Raw genomic sequence first — 24,811 nt, 5'->3', positions numbered from 1 at the left:
CACTCAGACGGTGTATGACGGCGGGGGACGGTGCCTGTGGCGCCGCCCCCGCCGTTCACCCGTAGAGCTTTCGACTTTCGAGAAGAGATTCACAGATCATGGCGAACTTCACCGCCGCTGACGTCAAGAAGCTCCGTGAGCTCACCGGCGCCGGCATGATGGACTGCAAGAAGGCGCTGGACGAGGCCGAGGGCGTCGTCGACAAGGCCGTCGAGATCCTGCGCGTCAAGGGCCAGAAGGGCGTGGCCAAGCGTGAGGGCCGCAGCGCCGAGAACGGTGCCGTCGTCTCCCTCATCGCGGACGACAAGTCCTCCGGCGTGCTGGTCGAGCTGAAGTGCGAGACCGACTTCGTGGCCAAGGGCGACAAGTTCGTGGCCGTCGCCGACGCCATCGCCGCCCACGTCGCCAAGACCTCCCCGGCCGACCTGGAGGCCCTGCTGGCCTCCGAGATCGAGGCGGGCAAGACCGTTCAGGCGTTCGTCGACGAGGCCAACGCGACCCTCGGCGAGAAGATCGTCCTGGACCGCTTCGCGCAGTTCTCCGGCGGCTTTGTCGCGGCGTACATGCACCGGACCAGCCCGGACCTGCCGCCGCAGGTCGGCGTCCTGGTCGAGCTGGACAAGGAAGACGCCACGGTCGCCAAGGACGTCGCGCAGCACATCGCCGCCTTCGCCCCGAAGTTCCTCACCCGCGACGAGATCCCGGCCGAGACGGTCGAGAACGAGCGCCGGGTCGCCGAGGCCACCGCCCGCGAGGAGGGCAAGCCCGAGGGCGCCCTGCCGAAGATCATCGAGGGTCGTGTCACCGGCTTCTTCAAGGAGAACGTGCTGGTGGACCAGCCGTTCGCCAAGGACAACAAGAAGTCCGTCCAGAAGATCCTGGACGAGGCCGGTGTCTCGCTCAAGCGCTTCGCCCGTTTCCGCGTCGGCGTCTGAGCCGAGCAGCGAATGACCGGCGACCCCGATAGGGTCGTAGGCAGCCAACCGTCGACCGGTCGGCCGCAGATGTGACGAGGAGGCCATTGCCGCAGAGGTCGTAACAGGACCCGTCCGGCAGTGGCCTTCTTCGTATGTGCACGAGGAGATCTCCAATGAATCACGGCGCGGACGCCAAACAGGCCGCCGATGACAAGAAGGCGCACGGCGCGGTCCCACACGGTCGCTTCCTGCTGAAGCTGTCCGGCGAGGCGTTCGCCGGAGGCGGGGGACTCGGTGTCGACCCCGATGTCGTGCACGCCATCGCCCGCGAGGTCGCCGCCGTGGTCAGGGACGGTGCCGAAATCGCCATCGTCATCGGCGGCGGTAACTTCTTCCGCGGTGCGGAGTTGCAGCAGCGCGGTATGGACCGGGCCCGCTCGGACTACATGGGCATGCTCGGAACCGTCATGAACTGTCTCGCCCTCCAGGACTTCCTGGAAAAGGAGGGCATCGACTCCCGCGTCCAGACCGCCATCACCATGGGCCAGGTCGCGGAGCCGTACATTCCGCTGCGTGCGGTGCGCCATCTGGAGAAGGGGCGTGTGGTCATCTTCGGCGCGGGTATGGGTATGCCGTACTTCTCCACGGACACCACCGCGGCCCAGCGAGCGCTGGAGATCGACGCGCAGGCCCTGCTCATGGGCAAGAACGGCGTGGACGGGGTCTATGACTCCGACCCCGCCCGCAACCCCGACGCGGTGAAGTTCGACGCCCTGGAGTACGGCGAGGTGATCACCCGGGACCTCAAGGTCGCCGACGCCACCGCGATCACCCTGTGCCGGGACAACAAGCTGCCCATCCTCGTCTTCGAGCTCCTGGCCGAAGGAAATATCGCGCGTGCGGTGAAGGGTGAGAAGATCGGCACGCTGGTGAGCGACCAGGGCTCCCGGGCCTGACGGCTCGAACGGGGGATGGACAACGGCCTGCCGGTCGGACACCGTGCAGGAGAAGACGCACGCAGGGGCGAGGCTCTGCTTACTGATAACACCAGGAGCAAGTGGTGATCGAAGAGATCCTCCTCGAGGCCGAGGAGAAGATGGAGAAGGCCGTTGTGGTCGCCAAGGAGGACTTCGCCGCGATCCGCACCGGGCGTGCGCACCCGGCGATGTTCAACAAGATCGTGGCGGACTACTACGGTGCGCTGACGCCGATCAATCAGCTGGCGTCGTTCTCGGTGCCGGAGCCGCGGATGGCCGTGGTCACGCCGTTTGACAAGACCGCGCTCCGCAATATCGAGCAGGCGATCCGGGACTCCGATCTGGGCGTCAACCCGAGCAATGACGGCAACATCATCCGTGTGGTGTTCCCCGAGCTCACCGAGCAGCGCCGCAAGGAGTTCATCAAGGTCGCCAAGGGCAAGGGCGAGGACGCGAAGATCTCGATCCGCAGCGTCCGCCGCAAGGCCAAGGAGTCCATCGACAAGCTGATCAAGGACGGCGAGGTCGGCGAGGACGAGGGGCGCCGCGCGGAGAAGGAGCTCGACGACACCACGGCGAAGTATGTCGCGCAGGTGGATGAGCTGCTCAAGCACAAGGAAGCCGAGCTGCTCGAGGTCTGATGAACGACTCTTCCTGGGGGGCCCCACCAAGCGCCGGACTCCGGGGACCGGGCGGCCAGGGCACCTCCCCCGGCTATGGCTGGGAGGTGCCCACTTCTTCGGCGGGTCCCGCGCATGAGGTGGGTGAGGCGGCGCAAACTCGCCCCATGCCCACCGTGCCCCACGCAGGCGGCGACTCCGGCGAGGCCGCCGACCGTGACCGGGGGGCCGCTCGGCAGAGCGGCCCCCTCTTCCGCGACGAGCGGGAGCCGCAGCCCGGCCCCCGGCAGCCCGCCGGTCGTCGGCCGACGCCCCCCGACCCCGCGCCCGACCCGGCCCCTGCCGACGGCGCGGGCGGCGCCGGCGCCGGGCAGGGCAAGAAGAGCGCGGGCCGGAATCTGCGGGCCGCGATAGGGGTGGGCATCGGCCTCGGTGTGATCATCTTGGCCTCGCTCTTCATCTACAAGCCTGTGTTCGTCGGCGTGGTGGCGGTCGCGGTGGTGGTCGGGCTCTGGGAGCTGACCTCGCGGCTGACCGAGCGCAAGGACATCCGGGTCCCCCTGGTGCCGCTCGCCGTCGGCGGGGTCGCCATGGTCGTCGCCGGCTATGTGCGCGGTGCCCAGGGCGCGGTGGTGGCGGTCGCCCTTACGGCGCTCGCGGTGCTGGTCTGGCGGATGACCGAGCCGCCCGACAACTACCTCAGGGATGTCACGGCGGGCGTCTTCGCCGCCTTCTACGTGCCGTTTCTGGCCACTTTCGTGGCGCTGATGCTCGACACCGACGACGGCCCGTGGCGGGTCCTGACCTTCCTGCTGCTGACCGTGGTCAGCGACACCGGTGCGTACGCGGTGGGCTGGCGCTTCGGAAAGCATCCGCTGGCTCCGCGCATCAGCCCCGGCAAGACCCGCGAGGGGCTGCTGGGCGCGGTGACCTTCGCGATGGTCGCGGGCGTCCTGTGCATGCAGTACCTCATCGACGACGGCGTCTGGTGGCAGGGCCTGCTGCTCGGCCTCGCCGCCGCGGTCAGCGCGACCCTCGGCGACCTCGGCGAGTCCATGATCAAGCGCGATCTCGGCATCAAGGACATGGGCAAGCTGCTGCCCGGCCATGGCGGGATCATGGACCGGCTCGACTCGCTGCTGCCCACCGCCCCGGTGGTGTGGCTGCTGCTGGTGATCTTCGTGGGCGGCGGCTGACCACGCCCGCTCACGGGCCCCGCGCCACTCCCGGCGCGGGGCCCTTCGTACGTCTGCGACACTGGGTGAACCATGCCTAAGCCCGGAGAACTCACCTTCGTCGCGCCGCGTGGGGCCAAGAAGCCCCCGCGGCATCTTGCCGACCTCACGCCCGCCGAGCGCCGGGAGGCCGTCGCCGCCCTCGGGGAGAAGCCCTTCCGGGCAGGTCAGGTGTCGCGTCACTACTTCGCGCGCTATGCCGACGACCCCGCTCAGTGGACCGACATCCCCGCCGCGGCGCGCGAGAAGCTGGCCGCCGGGCTGCTGCCGGAGCTGATGAGCGTGGTGCGGCACATCAGCTGTGACGACGACACCACGCGCAAGACGCTGTGGCGGCTGTTCGACGGCACGCTCGTGGAGTCCGTTCTGATGCGCTACCCGGACCGGGTCACCATGTGCATCAGCTCACAGGCGGGGTGCGGGATGAACTGCCCGTTCTGCGCCACCGGGCAGGCGGGGCTGGACCGCAATCTGTCCACCGCCGAGATCGTGCACCAGATCGTCGACGGGATGCGGGCCCTGCGGGACGGGGAGATCCCCGGTGGCCCGGCCCGGCTGTCCAACATCGTCTTCATGGGCATGGGCGAGCCGCTGGCCAACTACAACCGCGTCGTCGGCGCCATCCGCCGGCTCACCGACCCCGAGCCCGACGGCATCGGCCTGTCGCAGCGCGGTATCACCGTCTCCACCGTCGGCCTCGTCCCGGCGATGCTGCGGTTCGCCGACGAGGGCTTCAAGTGCCGGCTCGCGGTGTCGCTGCACGCGCCCGACGACGAGCTGCGCGACACCCTCGTGCCGGTCAACACCCGCTGGAAGGTGCGCGAGGTCCTGGACGCCGCGTGGGAGTACGCGGAGAAGTCCGGCCGCCGGATCTCCATCGAGTACGCGCTGATCAAGGACATCAACGACCAGGCGTGGCGCGCCGATCTGCTCGGTCGGCTGCTCAAGAGCCACCGGGTGCATGTGAACCTCATCCCGCTCAACCCGACGCCCGGCTCCAAGTGGACGGCGTCCCGGCCCGAGGACGAGAAGGCGTTCGTGGCGGCCCTGGAGGCCCATGGGGTGCCGGTGACCGTCCGGGACACCCGGGGCCAGGAGATCGACGGGGCCTGCGGGCAGCTGGCGGCTTCGGAGCGCTGAGCACCGGCTGATACGGTGCCTGGGCATCGTCGCATCATGCGATCGTCATAGAAACGCACATCCGTACAAGTGAACATTCCGACAGGGGAGCGCTCAGAGCGCTGAGAGTGCGGCACGGCCGCAGACCCTCGGACCTGATCCGGGTCATACCGGCGTAGGGAGTCAGCATCACCATGAACAGCCAGCTTCGGCGTGCCATCTCCGCCGCCCTCCTCGGCGCACTGGCACTGAGCGCGCTCGCCGGCTGCGGCGAGGACACCAAGAGCGGCTCGGACTCCAAGACGGTCACCCTGGTCACGCATGACTCGTTCGCGGCCTCCAAGGCGGTCCTCAAGGAGTTCACCAAGGAGACCGGCTACAAGGTGCGCGTGCAGGCCGGGGGCGACGCCGGAGCCGCCGTCAACCAGGCGATCCTGTCCAAGGGCCACCCCCAGGGCGATGTGTTCTTCGGCGTCGACAACACCCTCCTCTCCCGCGCGCTCGACAACGACCTGTTCACCCCCTACACGGCGAAGGGCCTCGACAAGGTCCCGGCGGCCCTTCGGCTCGACCGGGCCGAGCACCGCGTCACCCCCGTCGACTTCGGCGACATCTGCGTCAACTACGACCGGAAGTACTTCGCCGACAAGAAGCTGACGCCGCCCCGGACGCTGGACGATCTGACCAAGCCCGCCTACAAGAACCTTCTGGTCACCGAGAACGCGGCCACCTCGTCCCCCGGTCTCGGCTTCCTCCTCGCCACGGCCGCGAAGTACGGCGACGACGGCTGGAAGGGCTACTGGAAGAAGCTGCGGGCCAACGGGGTCGAGGTCGTCGACGGCTGGGAGCAGGCGTATTACGACCGGTTCTCCGGCTCGGCCGGCGGCGGCAAGGGCGACCGGCCGCTCGTCGTCTCCTACGCCTCCAGCCCGCCCGCCGAGGTGGCCGACGCCAAGAGCAAGCCCGCGAAGGCCCCCACCGGGGTGGCGACGGGCACCTGCTTCCGGCAGGTGGAGTTCGCCGGGCTGCTGAACGGCGCGGGCAACACCAAGGGCGGCAAGGCGCTGCTGGACTTCCTGCTGAGCAAGCGGTTCCAGGAGGACGTCCCGCTGAACATGTACGTCAACCCGGCGCGCGAGGACGCCGAACTGCCGGAGCTGTTCACCCGATACGGGGTCAGGATCGCCGACTCGGCCACCCTGGCGCCGCAGAAGATCGCCAAGAACCGTGAGTCGTGGGTCAAGACATGGTCCTCGCTGGTCCTGTAGAGCCCCGAGAGAACCGTAAGGCGGCCGACGGTCACCGTAAGGGTGACAGGGCGGACCGCGGCGGCCGTCGCGCGACCGCCCTCCGGCTCGCTCTGATGGCGGTGCCGCTCGCCTTCTTCGCGGTCTTCTTCGCCTATCCCGTGGCCGCCATCGTCACCCGGGGGCTGCGCGTCGACGGGCGGTGGCGGTTCGGTCGGATCTCCGAGGTGGTGAGCGATCCGGCGACGCTGGACGTCCTGTGGTTCACCTGCTGGCAGGCGGTCGCGTCGACCGCCCTCACGCTCGCGGTGGCGCTGCCCGGCGCCTATGTCTTCGCCCGCTTCGACTTCCCCGGCAAGGGGCTGCTGCGGGCCGTGGTGACCGTGCCGTTCGTCCTGCCGACCGTCGTCGCCGGATCGGCCTTCCTGGCCCTGCTCGGCCGGGGCGGGCTGCTGGACGAGCTGTGGGGGGTGCGGCTCGACACCTCCGTCTGGGCGATCCTCCTGGCCCATGTCTTCTTCAACTACGCGGTCGTCGTCCGGACCGTGGGCGGGCTGTGGGCCCAGCTCGACCCGCGCCAGGAGGAGGCCGCGCGGGTGCTCGGCGCGAGCCGGCTCTCGGCCTGGCGCCGGGTGACGCTGCCCGCGCTGGCGCCCGCAGTGGCCGCCGCCGCGCTGATGGTGTTCCTGTTCACCTTCACCTCCTTCGGCGTGATCCAGATCCTGGGCGGCCCCCGCTACGCCACCCTGGAGGTGGCGATCTACCGGGAGACCGCGCAGCTGCTCGACCTCCCCACGGCCGCGGTGCTGACCCTCGTCCAGTTCGCCGCGGTCGCGGCCGTGTTGGCCCTGCACGCGTGGACCGTAAGGCGCCGCGAGAGCGCCCTGCGGCTCGTCGACCCGGGCCGCACCGCGCGCCGCCCGAAGGGCCCGGCCCAGTGGGCGCTGCTGTGGGGCGTGCTGGCGGTGGTCGCGCTGCTGATCGTGACCCCGCTCGCGGTGCTGGCGGAGCGTTCGCTGAACGGACCGGACGGCTACGGCTTCACCTACTACGAGGCGCTGCGGTCCTCCGCCGACAGCGGGGGCACCTTCTTCGTGGCGCCCATGGAGGCCGTCGGGAACTCCCTGTGGTACGCGGCGGTCGCCACCGTCTTCGCCCTCGTCGTGGGCGGTCTCGCCGCCGCCGCGCTCACCCGTAAGGCGGGCAGGCTGGTACGGGGCTTCGACGCGCTGCTGATGCTGCCGCTGGGGACCTCGGCCGTCACGGTGGGATTCGGCTTCCTGATCGCCCTGGACGAGCCCCCGCTGGACCTGCGCGCCTCCTGGGTCCTGGTGCCGCTGGCCCAGGCCCTGGTGGGCGTCCCCTTCGTCGTACGGACCATGCTGCCGGTGCTGCGCGCGGTGGACCACCGGCTCCGGGAGGCGGCGGCCGTGCTCGGGGCGTCACCGTGGAAGGTCTGGCGGGAGGTGGACCTGCCGCTGGTCGGACGGGCCGTGGCGGTCGCGGCGGGCTTCGCGTTCGCCGTGTCCCTGGGCGAGTTCGGGGCGACGGTCTTCATCGCGCGTCCCGACCATCCGACCCTCCCGGTGGCCATCGCCCGCTTCCTGGGCCGGGCCGGACAGCTCACCTACGGGCAGGCGATGGCCCTGAGCACGATCCTGATGCTGGTCTGCGCCGGATCGCTGCTGGCGCTCGAGCGCATCCGCACCGACCGTTCCGGAGAGTTCTGAATGACGCTGCTGCGACTGGACGAGGTGACCGTAAGGTTCGGCCGGCGCGACGCGCTGGACGCCGTGGACCTGGAGGTCGCCGAGCACGAGACGGTCTGTGTGCTGGGCCCGAGCGGAAGCGGTAAGTCCACCCTGCTGCGCGTGGTGGCCGGGCTACAGCGCCCCGACACCGGCCGGGTGTCGCTCGCCGGACGCGACCAGAGCGGGGTGCCCACGCACCGGCGCGGCGTGGGGCTGATGTTCCAGGACCACCAGCTGTTCCCGCAGCGGGATGTGGGCGGCAACGTCGCCTTCGGGCTGCGGATGCGCGGGGTGGGCCGCGCGGAGGCGGACCGCCGGGTCGCCGAACTGCTGGAACTGGTGGGGCTGCCGGGCGCCCAGCGCCGCCCCGTCGACTCGCTCTCCGGCGGTGAGCAGCAGCGGGTGGCGCTCGCCCGCGCGCTGGCCCCGCGGCCCAAGCTGCTGATGCTGGACGAGCCGCTGGGCCAGCTCGACCGCGGGCTGCGGGAACGGCTGGTGGTGGAGCTCCGCGAGCTCTTCGAACGGCTGGGCACCACCGTCCTCGCGGTCACCCACGACCAGGGGGAGGCGTTCGCGCTCGCGGACCGGGTGGTGGTGATGGAGAACGGCCGGATCGCCCAGACCGGCACCCCGCTGGAGGTGTGGCAGCGGCCCGCCACCGAGTTCGTCGCCCGCTTCCTCGGCTTCGACAATGTGGTCGAGGCGATCGTGCACGGCGAGGTCGCCGACACCGTATGGGGCAAGCTGCCCGTGCCACCCGGCTCCCGGCCGGGCCCCGGCAGGCTGCTGGTCCGCCCGGCCGGGGTGCGGCTGACGGACCCCGAGGAGGGGCTGGCGTGCACCGTGGCGGTGCGCACCTTCCGCGGCGACCATGTGGCGCTCATCCTGCGGCTGTCGGACCCGGCCGCGCCGCGTCTGGAGGCGTCCTGCGCGCTGCGGGACGCCCCGGAGGCCGGGGCCAGGGTCGGGGCGGTCATCGACCCGGCGGACGTGGTGCTCCTGGACCCCGAGCCCTGACGCCTGGCCCTCGCCTCCCCTGGCCCTCGCCTCCCCTGGTACTCGGCGCTTCCTTCGGTACCCAGTGCTTCCCTCGGTACTCAGCGCCTCCTTGACGCCGGCTCAGCCCAGCATCGACAGCAGCGCCTCGGGGGCCTCGTCCACCGAGTCCACCAGGGCGATACGGGCCTTCATGGACCGTCCCTCCGCGAGCGCTTCGAGCAGCGGCCAGGTCGGCAGCCGCCGGGTCCAGTGGTCGCGGTCCACCAGCACCATCGGGGTCGGCTCACCACGCGACTCGTAGTAGTTCGGCGTCGCGTTGTCGAAGATCTCCTGGACGGTCCCGGCGGCGCCCGGCAGGAAGACCACACCCGCGGTCGAGCGCGCCAGCAGTCCGTCCTCACGGGTGGCGTTGGCGAAGTACTTGGCGATGTGCGAGGCGAACGCGTTCGGCGGCTCATGCCCGTAGAACCAGGTGGGGATGCCGACCGACGCCCCGCCGTCCGGCCAGCGCTCGCGCACCGCGAAGGCGGCCTCGGCCCAGGCCCCGATGGACGGCCGGAAGGAGGGCGTCTTGCCGAGCAGTTCGAGCGCCTCGTCCAGCACCGCGTCGTCGTGCGGGGCCGCGTAGGCGCCGAGGTTCGCGGCCTCCATCGCGCCCGGCCCGCCGCCCGTAGCGACCGTGAGACCGGTGCGTGCCAGGGCCCGGCCGAGGCGCGCGGCGCCCGCGAATCCCGCGGAGCCGCGCTCGAGCGCGTGGCCGCCCATGACGCCCACCACCCGCGTCCCGACGAGGAATTCGTCGAGCGCGTCGGAGACCGCGTCGTCGTGGATGGAGCGCAGCATCGAGGCGAAGATGTCGCCGTCGGTCTTGGTCCGCTGGAACCAGGCGTAGGCGAGCGCGTCCGGCGTCCGCGCGTAACCGTGTTCGGTGAGGCCCTCGAAGAGCTCCGCGGGGGAGTAGAGGGTGCCGCGGTACGGATCGAACGGCAGATCAGGCACCGGTGGGAACACCAGCGCGCCCCCGGCCCTGACCTTCGCCGCCGCCTCGGTCTCCATCGGGCAGCCGAGGAAGACGGATTCGCTGGTGTCGGTGGAGAGGAGCGCGGCCGTACGGCCTGTCAGGTCCACGGACTGGACCCGGAACCCGGCCAGGGTGCCGCGGGCGACGACCTGGTCGAACTCCTCGATGGACTCTATTTCCCGGTCTGGTTCCTGCACGCCGACATGCTAATCACACCGGAGGTAGGGGGCTGTGGATTGTGGCCATCGTGACCGGGCCGACTGGCCGCACAATCCAGGCATGAACACCGACACCCGGGATTTTCAGCGGTGGAACGGCATCGCCGTGAGATGCGCCACCACCCACACCAGCGGCACCAGGAGCGCCAGCAGAGCCGTCGCGCGCAGCGCGGCCGCCCCGCGGAGCAGCCTGGCCGGGGCGCCGAGGCGGACGAGGGCGGCCGTCGTGCGCTCACGCGCGCTCCTCGCTTCCACGACCGCGGTCAGGGTCGTGGCCGCGGCGCACAGCGTGACCAGGGCCGCGCCCAGACCCGTGAGCGGGCCGAAGGCATGGGCGCCGGACGGCCCGGAGGCCCTTCCGTACAGTTCGAGGACGGTGAATCCGGCGGCGGCCAGGGCGCAGAGCGCACCGACCGGGCGTCCGATCAGCCCGGCCTCCTGCTGGAGCATCCGCCCGGCCAGCAGCCGCAGCACGCCAGGCCGCCCGACGGCCAGCAGTCTGCCGCACAGATGGGTGAGGCCGGGTCCGGCCAGCACCAGCCCGAGCGCGGCCAGGGCCCAGCCGCCCACCACACCGGGTGGGCTGCCGCCGAGCCGGCCCGGCGCGGCGAGCAGGGTGTCGGGGAGCGGTGGCGCGTTACCGCTCGCGTACGCCTGTAGGGCGAGTCCGGCCGCGGTCAGGGCGATGCCCCAGGGAAGTCCGGAGGTGGCCTGGTGGGGCCGGGGCTCGACCGGCCCCGTCACGACGGTGGGCCGGGCCGGGGCCGCCGGGCGGCGGGCGCCCCGTGGTCCGCGGACCGGCTGGTGGGCCGCCCTCGGCCGCCGGGGCCACAGCCCGGCCGCACACGCCCCTCCCACCACCACGGGGACGACGGCGAGCAGCGTGACCGTACCGGCCAGGGGCAGCGGACGACCGCCGCCGAGCTGTCGGCCGGCCGCCCCGCTTCCGGCCCAGTCCAGCCAGGAGGCCCCGAGATCGCCGCGCAGATCCAGGAAGATCAGCAGCGCCAGCACCCCGCCGAGCGCGCAGGAGGCCGCCATCGATACCGCCGCGAGCAGCGCCGCCCGGGCCGGGCCGGCTCCGGCCGCCGCGAAACCGGGGCCGGTGCCGGTGCTTGGGTCGGCGCGGCCCACGGCGATGGCCAGCTGGACGGTCGCGGCCAGCGGGACCAGGCACCACAGCAGCCGCCCCACCGCGCCCTGCGAGTCGTCCGGATGGCCCGAGGCGAACCCGAGGGCGCTCAGCAGCAGAAAGCTCGCGCCCGCCGCCGCGACGGTGACCAGCGACCGCCGCAGCAGCACCGACGGGCGGGCGCCGCGCGCTAGGCGGAGGCTGAGCACGCGGCCCTGCCTTCCGCCTCGGAGGGGTCCGAGCCCACCCGGCGCCCGTCCAGCAGGGCGACGGTGTGGTCGGCGAGGGTGGCCACCTCCTGGTCGTGCGTCGCGAGGACCACGGTGATGCCGTGGGAGCGGGCCGCCGAGGTGAGGGCGCGCAGCACCTGGGCGCGGTCCGCCTGGTGCAGCGGGGCGGTGGGCTCGTCGGCGAAGAGCACGCCGGGCCCGGCGGCCAGCGCGCGGGCGAGCGCGACCCGCTGGCGCTGCGATTGGAGCAGTGCGGCGGGCCGTGCCCGGGCGCACTCGCCGACGTCGAGCCGGTCCAGCCATTCGCATGCGGCGCTCTTCGCGGCGCGCCGCCCGGTGCCGCGCAGCATCAGGGCGAGCGCGGCGTTCTCCCAGGCGGTGAGCTCGGGAACGAGCTGGGGTTCGGTGCCGATCCAGCCGAAATGCTCGCGCCGCAGTCGTTCGAGGCCGAGTGGAGGGAGGGAGTGCACGGGGACGCCCTTGAACCACACCTCCCCGCTGTCCGGCACGAGTTGGCCCGCCAGGCAGGCGAGGAGGGTGGTCTTGCCACAGCCGCGTGGACCGGTGACGGCGACGATCTCACCCTTCCGGGCGCCGAGGGAGACCCCGGTGAGGGCGGGCGAGCCGCCGTAGGCGTACGACACGGTGCGTGCCGCGAGCATGTCGTCGTCCGGCGGAGCCACCATCCCGAGCACCTCGCCTTACCTGCGACCGTCTCATTCCCCCGGTTGGGTGAACGAGCGCGGAGCCAATGGGTCACTGGCACGGTAAGGACTCGGGTGGGGGCCCGCGCCCAGGCTCGGCGCGGGTGGCCCCCATTTCCTCCGATCAGCCCTGAGCGGGGTCGGGCTCCGATCAGGGCTGACCGGGACCGGGGCCGCTGCCGGGACCGAGGCCGTCGGGATCAGGGTCGCCGTCGGCGGGCCGGTCGAGGTGGGTGGGCGCGAACATCCGCAGCAGCGCGGGCAGTACCACGACCGAGGGCCCCGGGGCCGCGAGGGCGTCGGCGAGGTCCGCACGCAGCCGCTCGGGTGTGGTACGGACCGCCGGGACGCCGAAGGACTCGGCCAGTGCGACGAAGTCCGGGCGGGACAGCTCGGTGGCGGTCGCCTCGCCGAACGTGTCCGTCATGTACTCGCGCAGGATGCCGTAGCCGCCGTCGTCCACGATCAGCCAGGTGAGGGGGAGTTGGTACTGATGGGCGGTCGCGAGTTCGGCGATCGAGTACATGGCGCCGCCGTCGCCCGACACGGCCAGCACCGGCCGGTCGCGGTCCGCGGCGGCGGCTCCGAGGGCGGCCGGGAAGCCGTAGCCGAGGCCGCCCGCGCCCTGGGCCGAGTGCAGGGCGCCCGCACGGGGATCGAAGGCGGACCAGGCCCAGTAGGCGAGGATCGTCATGTCCCAGAAGCTGGGGGAGTCATCGGGCAGCGCGTCCCGCACCGCGCCCAGCACCCGCCGTTCCAGCTCCAGGCCCTGTGCGTCGATCCGCTCCCGCACCCGGGTGAGCAGACCGGCCGCGGCCTTGGCCGCCGTGCCCGGCGGGCGGGGCGTGACGGCCTCGGCGAGCGCGGCCAGCGCCTCGCGGGCGTCGGCGTGGATGCCGAGCGCCGGGTGGTTGGACTCCAGCTTGCCGAGGTCGGCCTCGATCTGGACGAGACGGCCCCGCGGGCGGAACGTGTGGTAATTGGAGGAGAGCTCACCGAGTCCGGAGCCGATGACCAGCAGGACGTCGGCGTCCTCCAGGAACTCGGTGGTGTGCGCGTCCTCCAGCCAGGACTGGAGCGAGAGCGGATGATCCCACGGAAACGCGCCCTTGCCGCCGAAGGTCGTCGCCACGGGCGCGTCCAGCGCCTCGGCCAGCGTCCGCAGCTCCTCCCGCGCCCCGGCGCGCACCACTCCGCCCCCGGCCAGGATCACCGGACGCTCGGCGCCGTTCAGCAGCCTCGCGGCCTCCGCCGTCAGCTCGGGCCGGGGCGGCAGCGGCCGGGGCTCGGCCCGCAGGGAGGTCACCGGCGGCACGGAGACCGGTGCGAGCAGCACGTCCTGCGGGATCTCCAGCCACACCGGCCCGGCGGGGGCCTCCAGCGCGGACGCCCAGGCGGCGGCGACCGCCGAGGGGATCTGAGAGGCGGTACGGACCGTGTGGACGGACTTCACGACGTCGCGGAACGACGCCTTCTGGTCGACGAGTTCATGGAGATAGCCCTTGCGCCCGCCGCCGAGCCCCGCCGTGGGCACCTGGCTGCCGATGGCGAGGACCGGCGCGGAGGCCGCCGCCGACTCCTGGAGCGCGGCGAGCGTCATGAGCGCCCCCGGCCCGGTGGACACCAGCAGTGGCGCGACCGTGCCGGTGACACGTGCGAAGGCGTCGGCGGCGAACCCGGCGTTGTTCTCCACCCGCAGCCCCACATAGGCGAGCCCGGACCGCCGCAGCGCGTCGAACGCCCCGAGGGCGTGCTGTCCGGGAAGCCCGAACACGGTGCTCGCCCCGAGCGCGGTGAGGGACTCCACGACGAGATCGCCGCCGTGACGCGCGCGCTGTGCGGTGGGCATGGGTTGGTTGCCTTTCTGACGATGTGTACCGAGGAGAGCGAGCCTGAGCCGGTGTCAGGCGCCCGCGGTGGCCGGACTGGTGGTCTCCGAGGCGGGTGCGGCGGGCTCACCGGCCAGCCGTCGCCGCCAGACGTCCAGGATCGCCGCGTCCGTCGGCTTGGTGGCGAGGCTGACCGCGACATACGCCACCAGCGAGGCCAGCAGCCCGAAGTAGATGGGTTCGTTGGCGAGGATGCCCTTCCACCCCATCAGCGCGATGACGGTAAGGCCGCCGACACCGACCGAGGCCAGGGCGCCCGCGCCCGTGCCGCGCTTCCACAGCAGCCCGCCCAGGATCGGCATCAGCAACCCGCCGACCAGCATGTTGTAGGCGACGGTCAGCGCCTCGACGACATCGTTGAGCGCCACGGAGATGCCGATCACGGCGACGCCCATGATGAGGATGAAGACGCGGTTGCCGCCGATCTCGTCATGGGAGGCACCGGCCGTACGGAGCGTGCGTCCGCGCAGCCGGGCCCAGATGTCGTTGTTGGCCACCGTCGCGCAGGCGATCAGCGCGCCCGAGGAGGTGGACATCACCGCGGACAGCGCGGCGGCCAGCACCAGCCCCTTCACACCCACCGGGAGGGCGTCCTTGACGATGGTCGCGAACGCGTCGTCCGGGGCGCCCAGCTTGGGGTACAGCACCTTGGCCGCCGTGCCGATGACCGCGCCCGCGACCGCGTAGGCCAGGCAGTACGTCCCGGCCGCGGTGCCGCCGAGGCGGGCGACCCGGTCGTCGCGGGCGGTGAAGACCCGCTGCCAGATGTCCTGGCCGATCAGCATGCCGAAGGAGTAGATCAGCACATAGGTGAAGACGGTCTGGCCGCCGATGCCCATGGGGGAGAAGTAGCCGTGCGGGAGTTCGGACTTCATCGCGTCGAAGCCGCCCGCCTTCACCACCGCGATCGGCAGCAGCAGGAGCAGCACGCCCACCGTCTTGACCACGAACTGCACCATGTCGGTGAGGGTGATGGACCACATGCCGCCGAGCGTCGAGTAACAGACCACGATCGCCCCGCCGAGCACGATGGCGACGACCCGGTCAAGACCGAAGATCACGTCGAAGATGGTGGCGTAGGCGATGGTCGAGGTGACCGCCAGCATCAGGGTGTAGGCCCACATCACGATGCCCGAGATCAGCCCGGAGGAGCCGCCGTAGCGCAGATCCAGCATCTGGCTGACCGTGTAGACCTTGAGCCGGGCGATGCGCGCCGAGAAGAAGACCGACAGCGCCAGCAGCCCGAGGCCGATGGCGATGACCATCCAGGCGCCGGAGAGCCCGTACTGATAGCCGAGCCCGACACCGCCGATGGTGGACGCGCCGCCGAGCACGATCGCGGCCATCGTCCCGGAGTACATCAGCGGCCCCAGCCGCCGCCCCGCGACCAGGAAGTCGCTGGTGGAGCTGGTGCGGCGCATCCCCCACCAGCCGAGCGCGAGCATGCCCGCGAGATAGACGACGATCACGGTGTAGTCGACAGCGGTCATGGTGGTGCTCCTCGGTCCGGCGGGGGTCGGCTGGCGGTCGGGAGGTCGGGACATCGGGCGGGGACGCACGGGATCGGGGAGGTCCCGGCGATCCGCGGGGATCGAGCCCCCGGGGGGTGTGGGGAATGTGGGGAGTGACGGAGACCCTAGGTGTCGCCGAAGCGTCCGGGAAGTGTACGTTTCCTCCACTCCCGATCCCCGGGATGTACGAACCATCCCCTCGCGAGGCTCGCCGTGATGAACGACCGCGTCCCCCCGACGGCCCCCGTTCCGCTCTCCACCCTTCTGCACCACCCCGCCCTGGGTTTGCGGCAGGTCGCGGGCGGGCGCGAGGCGGACACGCCCGTGTACTTCGTCCACACCAGCGAGATGGAGGATCCCGTCCCGTATCTGCTGGGCGGAGAGCTGCTGCTCAGCGCGGGGGTGCACTGCCCGGAGGCGGCGGGCGCGGGCACCTATTGGGACCGCTATGTGGCCCGTACGGTCCAGGCGGGCGCGGCGGCGCTCGGCTTCGGCATCGCGCCGGTGCACGACACGGTGCCCCGCGCGCTGGCCGAGGCGTGCGACCGGCACGGGCTGCCGCTGGTGGAGGTGCCCCGGCAGACGACCTTCACGGCCGTGGCGAGCGCCGTATGGGACGCGATGGCCGAGCGCCGCCACCACGAGCTGCGGAGCCTCACCGAGGCGCAGCAGTCACTGGCGACGGCCGCGGCGCGCCCGCACCCCGTACCGGCCGTGCTGCGCCAGCTCAGCCAGCACCTCGGGGCGTGGACGGTGCTCTACGGCCCGGCCGGTCCGGACGCCCCGGACGGCGCGGAGCTGGTGGCCGCCGGGCCGCGCCCGCCGCGCGAGGCCCGTAAGGCGCTCGGCGCGCTCGCGGCGCGGCTGCGCTCGGGCCCGTCCTCGGCGGCGGGCAGGGCGACGGGCGCGGCCGGTGAGGAGCTGCTGCTGACCGCGTACGGGCTGGGCGGCCCGGCGGGGCCGGAGGACCGGCTCGCGCTCGGCGTCTGCGCCCCCCGGCGGGACGGGGCGGAGGGGGCGATCGTGGGGGTGGCCGTGGTGCTGCTGTCGCTGCTGACGGCGCGGCGGGTGGTCGGGGCCGAGGCCGGGCGCACATCGGCGCTGGTGCGGCTGATGCTCGGCGCCGAACCGGCGCGGGTGGCGGCACTGCTGAGCCCCACGCCGGGGCAGTCGGGGCAGCCAGCGCAACCGCGACAGCCAGGCCAGCCGGGCCAGCCGGGCCAGCCGGGCCAGCCAGGCCAGCCGGGCCAGCCGGGCCAGTCGGGGCAGCCGAGCCAGCCAGGCCAGTCGGGTCAACCGGGCCAGCCAGGGACACCCGGGCAGTCCGGACTGTCCGGGCAGCCGGGGGCGTCTCCCGAGTCCCCGGAGGACGGCGGGCTGTGGACCGTGGTGCACGGGCGGAGGCGCGGCCGCGGCCGGGACGACGGGCTGCTGGCCACGGCGGCGCTCGCGGCCGGGCTCGGGACGCCGCTGGTCGACCTCGACGGGGACGCGCTGAGCGCCCTGGTCCCGGGCGAGGGGGAGGTACGGGCCCAGCCAGGCTGGACCCTCGGCGTCGGGGCGCCCGTACCGGCCGCGGACCTGACGCGCGGCGGCGCCGACGCCGCCCGTGCGCTGCGGCGGGCCGTCGCCGAGCGGGTGCCGCTGGTGCGGGACGGCCCGGCCCGCGCCGGTGGGGTCGGCTCGCTGGTGGACCCGGCCGAGGCGGGGGCGCACGGCCGGGCCCTGCTGGCGCCGCTCGAGGGCGCACCCGCGCTGCTGGAGACGCTGCGGGTGTGGCTGTCGCTGCACGGCAGCTGGGACCGTACGGCGGTGGCGCTGGAGGTCCACCGCAATACGGTCCGTCAGCGGATCGCCCGCGCCGGGGCCCTGCTGGATATGGACCTGGGCGACGCGGACGTCCGCATGGAGCTGTGGTTCGCCCTCAAGTGGGCCTGAACCACGTGGCCTTGAGCGGGCCTCAACCACGTGGCCTTAAGCGGGTGAGCCACGTGGCCTTAAGTCGGCCTGAACCGCATGGCCTTGAGCTGCCGAGGTGGCCTCAGAGCTTCGTCCACGCCTCCGTCAGCACCGTCCGCAGCACCTGCTCGATCTCGTCGAACACCGCCTGGTCGGCGATCAGCGGCGGGGCCAGCTGGACGACCGGGTCACCGCGGTCGTCGGCGCGGCAGTACAGCCCGTTCTCGAACAGCGCCTTGGAGAGGAAGCCATAGAGGATCCGCTCGGTCTCCTCCTCGTCGAAGGACTCCTTGGTGGCCTTGTCCTTCACCAGCTCGATGCCGTAGAAGAAACCATTCCCCCGGACATCGCCGACGATCGGCAGATCGTGCAGCCGCTCCAGCGTGGAACGGAACGCGGTCTCGTTGTCCAGCACATGCTGGTTGAGTCCCTCGCGCTCGAAGATGTCGAGGTTGCCCAGGGCCACCGCGGCCGAGACCGGATGGCCGCCGAAGGTGTAGCCGTGCAGGAAGGTGTTGTCGCCCTCGTAGAAGGGCTCGGAGAGCCGGTCGGAGACGATGCACGCGCCGATCGGGGAGTAGCCGGAGGTCATCCCCTTGGCGCAGGTAATCATGTCCGGGACGTAGCCGAACTTGTCGCAGGCGAACATCGTGCCCACCCGCCCGAAGGCGCAGATGACCTCGTCCGAGACGAGCAGCACGTCATGGCGGTCGCAGATCTCGCGGACCCGCTGGAAGTACCCGGGCGGCGGCGGGAAGCAGCCGCCCGCGTTCTGCACCGGCTCCAGGAAGACCGCGGCCACGGTGTCCGCGCCCTCGAAGAGGATCTGCTGCTCGATCTGGTCGGCGGCCCAGCGGCCGAACGCCTCGGGGTCGTCACCGAAGATCGGGGCGCGGTAGATGTTGGTGTTGGGGACCTTGTGGGCACCGGGGACCAGCGGTTCGAAGGGGGCCTTGAGCCCCGGCAGACCGGTGATCGACAGGGCGCCCTGCGGGGTGCCGTGGTAGGCCACCGCCCGGGATATGACCTTGTGCTTGGTGGGCTTGCCGATCAGCTTGAAGTACTGCTTGGCCAGCTTCCACGCGGTCTCGACGGCCTCGCCGCCGCCCGTGGTGAAGAAGACCTTGTTCAGGTCGCCGGGCGCGTAGCCCGCGAGCCGCTCGGCGAGCTCGACGGCCTTGGGGTGGGCGTAGCTCCACACCGGGAAGAAGGCGAGCTCCTGGGCCTGCTTGTAGGCGGTCTCCGCCAGTTCGACCCGGCCGTGGCCCGCGTTGACCACGAACAGGCCGGCCAGGCCGTCGATGTACCGCTTGCCCTTGTCGTCGTAGATGTACGTGCCCTCACCGCGGACGATCGTCGGCACGGGGGAGTTCTCGTACGACGACATGCGGGTGAAGTGCATCCACAGGTGGTCGTACGCCGTCTTGGAGAGGTCGGCGCTCATTGCTATCTCGTTCCCCAGGTATAGGTCTGCTTCCGGAGCTTGAGGTAGACGAAGCTCTCGGTGGAGCGCACACCGGGCAGCGTGCGGATCCGCTTGTTGATCATTTCGAGGAGATGGTCGTCGTCCTCGCAGACGATCTCGATCAGGAGATCGAAGGAGCCCGCGGTGACGACCACGTACTCGACCTCGTCCATGGCGGTCAGCGCGTCCGCGACCGGGTCGAGATCGCCCTCGACGTTGATGCCGACCATCGCCTGCCTCCGGAACCCCACGGTGAGAGGATCGGTGACGGCGACGATTTGCATCACGCCCTGGTCGAGCAGCTTCTGCACACGCTGCCGTACGGCGGCCTCGGAGAGCCCGACGGCCTTTCCGATGGCGGCGTACGGCCGGCGACCGTCCTCCTGGAGCTGCTCGATGATCGCCAGGGACACGGAGTCGAGGGTCGGCGTGCCGTTCTTGTCAGGTGTGGCCACAACCCTCACTGTGCACGAGCCTCGCCCGTGTCGCAACCCTTCTGCGATGAATTTCGTCGTTGAGAGACCTCAAAAACACTGATTCCGTCGTTCTGGTGTGGCGGGTATGTTGAAAACGCAGCACTGGCGACTACTGTGGGTGTCTCACCCATCGGACAGCTGACAGGAGGGGTGGCACGTGACCACCGAACTGCGTCGTCTGCGCAACTACATCGACGGAGAGTTCCGGGACGCCGCGGACGGGCGGACCACGGAGGTGGTCAACCCGGCCACGGGCGAGCCCTACGCCACCGCGCCGCTGTCGGGCGCCGCGGACGTGGACGCGGCGATGGCCGCCGCCGAGGCCGCCTTCCCGGCCTGGCGCGACCTGGTGCCCGGCGAGCGGCAGAAGGCCCTGCTCAAGATCGCCGACGCCTTCGAGGCGCGGGCGGAGGAGCTGATCGCCACCGAGTCCGAGAACACCGGCAAGCCGATCGGTCTCACGCGGGACGAGGAGATCCCGCCGATGATCGACCAGATCCGCTTCTTCGCGGGTGCGGCCCGGATGCTGGAGGGCCGCTCGGCCGGTGAGTACATGGAGGGGCTCACCTCGATCATCCGGCGGGAGCCGGTCGGGGTGTGCGCCCAGGTCGCACCGTGGAACTACCCGATGATGATGGCCGTATGGAAGTTCGCCCCGGCGCTGGCGGCGGGCAACACGGTCGTCATCAAGCCCTCGGACACCACGCCCGCCTCCACCGTGCTGTTCGCCGAGATCATCGGCGGGGTGCTGGCGGAACTGGGCCATCCGCAGGGCGTCTTCAACGTGATCTGCGGCGACCGCGAGACCGGCCGACTGATGGTCGAGCACTCCGTGCCCGCCATGGCGTCCATCACCGGCTCGGTGCGGGCCGGCAAGCAGGTCGCCGGGAGCGCCTCGAAGGACCTCAAGCGGGTCCACCTGGAGCTCGGCGGCAAGGCCCCCGTCGTGGTCTTCGAGGACACCGACATCCCCAAGGCGGTCGAGGACATCTCGGTCGCGGGCTTCTTCAACGCGGGCCAGGACTGTACGGCCGCCACCCGGGTGCTGGTCCACGAGTCGATCCACGACGAGTTCGTGAGCGCGCTCGCCAAGGCCGCCGCCGAGACCAAGACCGGCGCGCCGGACGACGAGGACGTGCTGTACGGCCCGTTGAACAACGCCAACCAGCTGGCCCAGGTCAGCGGCTTCATCGACCGGCTCCCCGCGCACGCCAAGGTCGAGGCGGGTGGCCACCGGGTCGGCGACAAGGGGTTCTTCTACGCGCCCACCGTGGTCTCCGGCCTCAAGCAGGACGACGAGATCATCCAGAACGAGGTCTTCGGCCCGGTCATCACCGTGCAGACCTTCTCGGACGAGCAGCAGGCCATCTCCTACGCCAACGGTGTGGAGTACGCGCTGGCCTCGTCGGTGTGGACCAAGGACCACGCCCGCGCGATGCGGATGTCGAAGGCGCTCGACTTCGGCTGCGTCTGGATCAACACCCACATCCCGCTGGTCGCCGAGATGCCGCACGGCGGCTTCAAGAAGTCCGGCTACGGCAAGGACCTGTCCGCGTACGGCTTCGAGGACTACACCCGCATCAAGCACGTGATGACGTCGCTGGGCTGACGCGGGGCCGATTCCCGCGCCGGCTTGTCACGTGGTCATGGCAGGGTCATCTGTCATGACCAAGGGGTCATCTGTCATGACCAAAGGGTCATCTGTCATGGCCAAGGGGGGACATCCGGACCAGGGCCGCCAGGGCGGCGACGCGGTTGGTGGTGATCGCGTCGACGCCCGCCCGCAGCAACCGGGACATCGACCGCCGGGTGTCGGCGGTCCAGGCGGAGACCAGCAGCCCGTCGGCGTGATGGCGGGCGACCAGCTCCCGGGAGACCAGCCCGAAGCGGTAGTTGAGCCACCGCGGGCGCAGCGCGGCCAGCAGCGCCGGGCGCGGCGGGGCCAGCGTGGTCCAGGTCAGCGCAATCTCGGCGTCCGCGTCCGCGCGGCGCACGGCGTGCAGGGCCGCCAGGGCGCCGCAGTAGTACACCCGGTCGGCCGCCCCGCTCTCCCGTACCTGGGCTACGGCGGCGGGCGCGGCCGACGCGTCCGGCAGGTCGATCAGCAGCCGGGCGGACCCGGCGCAGGCGAGCGCCTCGCGCAGGGTCGGCACGCCTCCGCCGGTCAGCTGCCGCACCTCCTCGGCGGTCAGCCCGGACAGCGGCCGGTCCTCGCCCCACAGCCGCTTCAGCGTGGCGTCGTGGAGCAGCACCGGCACACCGTCCCGGGTCAGCCGTACGTCGATCTCGACCGCGCCCGCGCCCGCGCGCACCGCGGAGCGGATCGAGGGCAGGGTGTTCTCACGGCACACATACGGGTCGCCGCGGTGGCCGACCGGGACGCATCCCGCCCCCGCCGGTCTCATCGGCCCGCGACCACCGTGTAGGCGTCGATCTCCGCCGAGAGCCGCGCCTTGCCCTCGGCGTCCAGGAAGGACGCCTCGACCGCGTTCTTGGCGAGGGCCGCGACGCCCGCCGCGTCCAGATCCAGCAGCTGGGCCGCGACCTGGTACTCCGTGTTGAGGTCGGTGCCGAACATCGGCGGGTCGTCGCTGTTGATCGTGACGAACACCCCGGCCTCGACCATCCGCTTCAGGGGGTGCTCACCGATCGTGGCGACGGCGCGGGTGGCGATGTTGGAGGTCGGGCAGACCTCCAGCGGAATGCGGTGCTCCGCGAGATGGGCGAGCAGCTTCGGGTCCTGGACGGCGCTGGTGCCATGGCCGATGCGCTCCGCCCGCAGCTCGATGAGGGCGTCCCAGATCGTCTGCGGCCCGGTGGTCTCGCCCGCGTGCGGCACGCTGCGCAGCCCGGCGGCGATGGCCCGGTCGAAGTACGGCTTGAACTGGGGGCGCGGCACCCCTATCTCCGGACCGCCGAGACCGAAGCCGACCAGCCCCTCGGGGTTCAGCTCACAGGCGATCCGGGTGGTCTCCTCGGCGGCCTCGAGACCGGCCTCACCGGGGATGTCGAAGCACCAGCGCAGCACCGTGCCGAAATCCGACTCGGCGGCCTTACGGGCGTCCTCGATCGCCTCGACGAAGGCGGTGTCCGGGATGCCGCGCCGGGTCGAGCTGTAGGGCGTGACGGTCAGCTCGGCGTAGCGGATGTTCTGCCGGGCCATGTCGCGGGCGATCTCGTAGGTCAGCAGCCGGACGTCCTCGGCGTCGCGGATCAGGTCCACCACGGAGAGATAGATCTCGATGAAGTGCGCGAAGTCCCGGAAGACGAAGTACTCGGCGAGGGCCTCGGGATCGGTGGGCACCTTGGAGTCGGGGTGGCGGGCGGCCAGTTCGGCCACGATGCGCGGCGAGGCGGATCCCACGTGGTGCACATGGAGCTCCGCCTTGGGCAGCCCGGCGATGAAGGTGGTCAGATCGGTCAACAAAACCTCCGGGAGACGCCCGCTGACGGCGGGATCCGGTCATCGTATTGTGTGGCGCCGACGGGCTCGCCACAGGCCGTAGCATGGGCGGACGTCTTTGTGGGGAGCTTCATGGCCGACCAGCACGACCCGTCCGAGCCGCAGGATGAGCAGCGGCGACCCGGTCTGCCGAGGCAGCCCGAGCCGCTCGACCGCGACCCCTGGGCTCCACCGGCGCAGCGGGTCGCGATGGACAAGGCCGCTGGGGAGATGGGCGCGGCGGACAGCGGCCCGACGGACAGCGGCCCGGCGGACAGCCGCGCGGCCGACGCGGGCGTAGCGGACAACGCGGGCGTGGCGGACAACGTGGTGGGCGTGGGCGAGCAGGACATATCCGCGCCCCGGCCCCCGGTGCCCCCCGCTCCCCGGCCCAGGGTGGCCGAGCAGCCGACCCTCACCTCCCATCCCGCCATGCCGGGCCCGCCGCCCCCGCTCCCTCCGCCGCCCCCGCCGAGCGCCGCGCTGCCCCGGGGCCCGGTGACCGCGCCGGGCGCGGTGCCCCCACCGCCGCCCGCGCCGACCGGCCCGGGCACGCCCAGCGCCTACCCGGCCGGACCGTACGGCCCCGCGGGCTACGCGCCGAACGGATACGCCCAGCCAAACGGATACGGCCAGGGCGGATACGGCCAGAGCGGGTACGCCCAGCCCGGGTACGGCCAGCAGGCGCCGTACGAGCAGTCCCCGTACGGCGCGGCGCCGGGCCAGGACCATTCCGGCTACGGCTACCCGGGCACCGCCCACCCCGGCACGGGTTACCCCGGCGCCGCCCACCCCGGCACGGGCTACCCCGGCTCCGGCTACCCCGGCGCCGCCTACCCCGGAGGGGCGTACGGCCCGGGCTGGCCCGGCGGGACGTATGTGCCGAACAACGGCCACGGCACGGCTGCCCTGGTGCTCGGTATCATCGGCCTCGTGCTCTTCGCGAGCATCGTGCTCGGCATCGTCCTCGGTGTGCTCGCGATCATCTTCGGGGTGCTCGGCCGCTCCAGGGCGGCCGGCGGCGAGGCGACCAATGGCGGCTCGGCGCTGGCCGGGGTGATCCTCGGGGTGATCGCCGTGGTGGCGAGCATCGTCATGATCTTCGTCTACATAGCCACCGAGGACGACGACTCGGGCGGCGATGACGACCCGGACTATGCCGGTGTCTCGGCCCCGGCGGTGCTCCCGCCACCGCTCGCCGATATCAGCCGCTGACGCGCCTCCATCAGCGCGAACCCCAGCAGGTTGAGCCCGCGCCAGCGGGCCGGGTCCGCCGCCCGCTCGTCGTCGGCCGCAAGCCTGATGCCCCACACCCGGTCCACCGGGCTGGCCTCCACCAGCACCCGCGATCCGGTGCCCAGCAGATAGGCGCGCAGCTCGGGGTGGTGGTCGAACTTGTGCACACTGCCCTCCACCACCAGCCCGAAGCGATGGCGCCGCCAGGTCTCCTCGTCGAAGCCGCGCACCGCGCGGCCCGCGTCCTTGGACTGCTTGGGGTGGGAGGCGTCGAGCGCCCGGCGCTCGGCCTCCGCGTCGCCGAACAGCCGCGCCTTGCCCGCCATCATCCAGTGCTCGGCCGTCGCATAGGTGACTCCGTCCACGGTGAACGGCGACGGCCACCACTGGCTGAAGCACCCCGAACCCACGCTTCCGTCCGGCCTGGGGCGATGCCCCCAGAACCACACGTACTTCAGGCGCTCACCGCGCGCCACCCGCTCGACCAGCTCCTCGACCGACCGAGGGCCCCCGTCCACCGGAACCGGGGGCCTCCCCTCCGCCGAAACCGAATCCCCCACCCCGTTCGTCTTCATGCCCAGGATTCTCGCACCCGCCACCGACAGCCCCGCCGACCTGGGCAATTGAGCTGTCCAGGCATGAGTCCTGCCCATAACATTGCCG

At 71.8% G+C, this 24,811-nt stretch carries 21 protein-coding genes and 1 riboswitch; of the genes, 11 read left to right on the top strand and 10 right to left on the bottom strand.

Annotation, left to right across the window (positions count from 1 at the left end; genetic code table 11):
• Positions 1–98: 98 nt before the first annotated feature.
• The 8 genes from tsf (at position 99) to ACT2CW_RS09570 (ending at position 8,883) form a co-directional block, all read left to right on the top strand.
• A complete protein-coding gene (tsf, locus tag ACT2CW_RS09605; RefSeq protein WP_138917305.1) occupies positions 99–935 on the top strand; it encodes a translation elongation factor Ts in 837 nt (278 codons plus the stop codon).
• Between the two features lie 155 nt (positions 936–1,090).
• Positions 1,091–1,873: a UMP kinase gene (gene pyrH / locus ACT2CW_RS09600; protein WP_037948633.1), complete on the top strand. Its 783-nt coding sequence runs from the start codon at positions 1,091–1,093 to the stop codon at positions 1,871–1,873.
• A 104-nt stretch (positions 1,874–1,977) separates the two neighbouring features.
• On the top strand, positions 1,978–2,535 hold the full coding sequence (frr, locus tag ACT2CW_RS09595; RefSeq protein WP_030834259.1) for a ribosome recycling factor: 558 nt from the start codon (positions 1,978–1,980) through the stop codon (positions 2,533–2,535).
• A complete protein-coding gene (locus tag ACT2CW_RS09590) occupies positions 2,535–3,710 on the top strand; it encodes a phosphatidate cytidylyltransferase (RefSeq protein ID WP_445516268.1) in 1,176 nt (391 codons plus the stop codon). Before frr ends, ACT2CW_RS09590 begins: the two co-directional genes overlap by 1 nt.
• A 72-nt stretch (positions 3,711–3,782) precedes the next feature.
• Complete coding sequence (gene rlmN / locus ACT2CW_RS09585; protein WP_164431239.1) at positions 3,783–4,889, top strand: 23S rRNA (adenine(2503)-C(2))-methyltransferase RlmN; 1,107 nt, start codon at positions 3,783–3,785, stop codon at positions 4,887–4,889.
• A 73-nt stretch (positions 4,890–4,962) separates the two neighbouring features.
• A riboswitch (TPP riboswitch) is annotated at positions 4,963–5,067 on the top strand.
• A complete protein-coding gene (locus tag ACT2CW_RS09580) occupies positions 5,063–6,136 on the top strand; it encodes a thiamine ABC transporter substrate-binding protein (RefSeq protein WP_182470719.1) in 1,074 nt (357 codons plus the stop codon). (Overlaps the previous riboswitch by 5 nt.)
• A gap of 95 nt (positions 6,137–6,231) precedes the next feature.
• The gene (locus ACT2CW_RS09575) at positions 6,232–7,845 is read left to right on the top strand and encodes an ABC transporter permease (RefSeq protein WP_164431235.1); all 1,614 of its coding nucleotides are present in this window, start codon (positions 6,232–6,234) and stop codon (positions 7,843–7,845) included.
• Positions 7,846–8,883: an ABC transporter ATP-binding protein gene (locus tag ACT2CW_RS09570; protein WP_445516267.1), complete on the top strand. Its 1,038-nt coding sequence runs from the start codon at positions 7,846–7,848 to the stop codon at positions 8,881–8,883.
• Positions 8,884–8,985: 102 nt separating this feature from the next.
• Here ACT2CW_RS09570 and ACT2CW_RS09565 read toward each other — a convergent pair whose 3' ends face one another.
• The 5 genes from ACT2CW_RS09565 to ACT2CW_RS09545 all read right to left on the bottom strand — a co-directional run bounded on the left by ACT2CW_RS09565 (position 8,986) and on the right by ACT2CW_RS09545 (position 15,549).
• Positions 8,986–10,083, bottom strand: coding sequence for an LOG family protein (locus ACT2CW_RS09565; protein ID WP_164431232.1), 1,098 nt, complete (start codon positions 10,081–10,083; stop codon positions 8,986–8,988).
• Positions 10,084–10,188: 105 nt separating this feature from the next.
• Positions 10,189–11,445 (bottom strand): hypothetical protein, encoded by a 1,257-nt coding sequence (locus tag ACT2CW_RS09560; protein WP_445516266.1) that lies wholly within the window; start codon positions 11,443–11,445, stop codon positions 10,189–10,191.
• Positions 11,427–12,152 (bottom strand): ABC transporter ATP-binding protein, encoded by a 726-nt coding sequence (locus ACT2CW_RS09555; RefSeq protein WP_138917298.1) that lies wholly within the window; start codon positions 12,150–12,152, stop codon positions 11,427–11,429. Before ACT2CW_RS09555 ends, ACT2CW_RS09560 begins: the two co-directional genes overlap by 19 nt.
• A 169-nt stretch (positions 12,153–12,321) precedes the next feature.
• Positions 12,322–14,019, bottom strand: coding sequence for a thiamine pyrophosphate-binding protein (locus ACT2CW_RS09550; protein WP_445516265.1), 1,698 nt, complete (start codon positions 14,017–14,019; stop codon positions 12,322–12,324).
• Between the two features lie 54 nt (positions 14,020–14,073).
• Positions 14,074–15,549 (bottom strand): sodium:solute symporter, encoded by a 1,476-nt coding sequence (locus ACT2CW_RS09545; protein ID WP_445516264.1) that lies wholly within the window; start codon positions 15,547–15,549, stop codon positions 14,074–14,076.
• 237 nt (positions 15,550–15,786) lie between these two features.
• Here ACT2CW_RS09545 and ACT2CW_RS09540 point away from each other — a divergent pair, with 237 nt between their 5' ends.
• Positions 15,787–17,508 (top strand): PucR family transcriptional regulator, encoded by a 1,722-nt coding sequence (locus tag ACT2CW_RS09540; protein WP_445516263.1) that lies wholly within the window; start codon positions 15,787–15,789, stop codon positions 17,506–17,508.
• Between the two features lie 103 nt (positions 17,509–17,611).
• On the opposite strand, the gene ACT2CW_RS09535 is transcribed toward ACT2CW_RS09540, so the two are convergent.
• The gene (locus tag ACT2CW_RS09535; protein WP_445516262.1) at positions 17,612–18,973 is read right to left on the bottom strand and encodes an aspartate aminotransferase family protein; all 1,362 of its coding nucleotides are present in this window, start codon (positions 18,971–18,973) and stop codon (positions 17,612–17,614) included.
• A 2-nt stretch (positions 18,974–18,975) separates the two neighbouring features.
• A complete protein-coding gene (locus ACT2CW_RS09530) occupies positions 18,976–19,449 on the bottom strand; it encodes an Lrp/AsnC family transcriptional regulator (protein WP_020868121.1) in 474 nt (157 codons plus the stop codon).
• A gap of 178 nt (positions 19,450–19,627) precedes the next feature.
• Here ACT2CW_RS09530 and ACT2CW_RS09525 point away from each other — a divergent pair, with 178 nt between their 5' ends.
• Positions 19,628–21,079 (top strand): gamma-aminobutyraldehyde dehydrogenase, encoded by a 1,452-nt coding sequence (locus ACT2CW_RS09525; RefSeq protein WP_445516261.1) that lies wholly within the window; start codon positions 19,628–19,630, stop codon positions 21,077–21,079.
• Positions 21,080–21,167: 88 nt separating this feature from the next.
• On the opposite strand, the gene ACT2CW_RS09520 is transcribed toward ACT2CW_RS09525, so the two are convergent.
• Both ACT2CW_RS09520 and ACT2CW_RS09515 read right to left on the bottom strand, forming a co-directional pair.
• Positions 21,168–21,875, bottom strand: a complete 708-nt coding sequence (locus tag ACT2CW_RS09520; protein WP_445516260.1) for a glycerophosphodiester phosphodiesterase — start codon at positions 21,873–21,875, stop codon at positions 21,168–21,170.
• Positions 21,872–22,894, bottom strand: a complete 1,023-nt coding sequence (locus ACT2CW_RS09515; protein ID WP_445516259.1) for an adenosine deaminase — start codon at positions 22,892–22,894, stop codon at positions 21,872–21,874. Before ACT2CW_RS09515 ends, ACT2CW_RS09520 begins: the two co-directional genes overlap by 4 nt.
• Positions 22,895–23,005: 111 nt before the next feature.
• Between ACT2CW_RS09515 and ACT2CW_RS09510 the strand changes: the two genes are divergently transcribed.
• A complete protein-coding gene (locus tag ACT2CW_RS09510; RefSeq protein ID WP_445516258.1) occupies positions 23,006–24,127 on the top strand; it encodes a hypothetical protein in 1,122 nt (373 codons plus the stop codon).
• Here ACT2CW_RS09510 and ACT2CW_RS09505 read toward each other — a convergent pair.
• Positions 24,067–24,723, bottom strand: coding sequence for an NADAR family protein (locus ACT2CW_RS09505; RefSeq protein ID WP_445516257.1), 657 nt, complete (start codon positions 24,721–24,723; stop codon positions 24,067–24,069). The two genes, ACT2CW_RS09510 and ACT2CW_RS09505, sit on opposite strands and share 61 nt — an antisense overlap.
• Positions 24,724–24,811 lie beyond the last annotated feature (88 nt).

This window comes from Streptomyces sp. NEAU-174, assembly GCF_052665095.1.
This window is presented reverse-complemented; position numbering and strand designations above follow the sequence as displayed.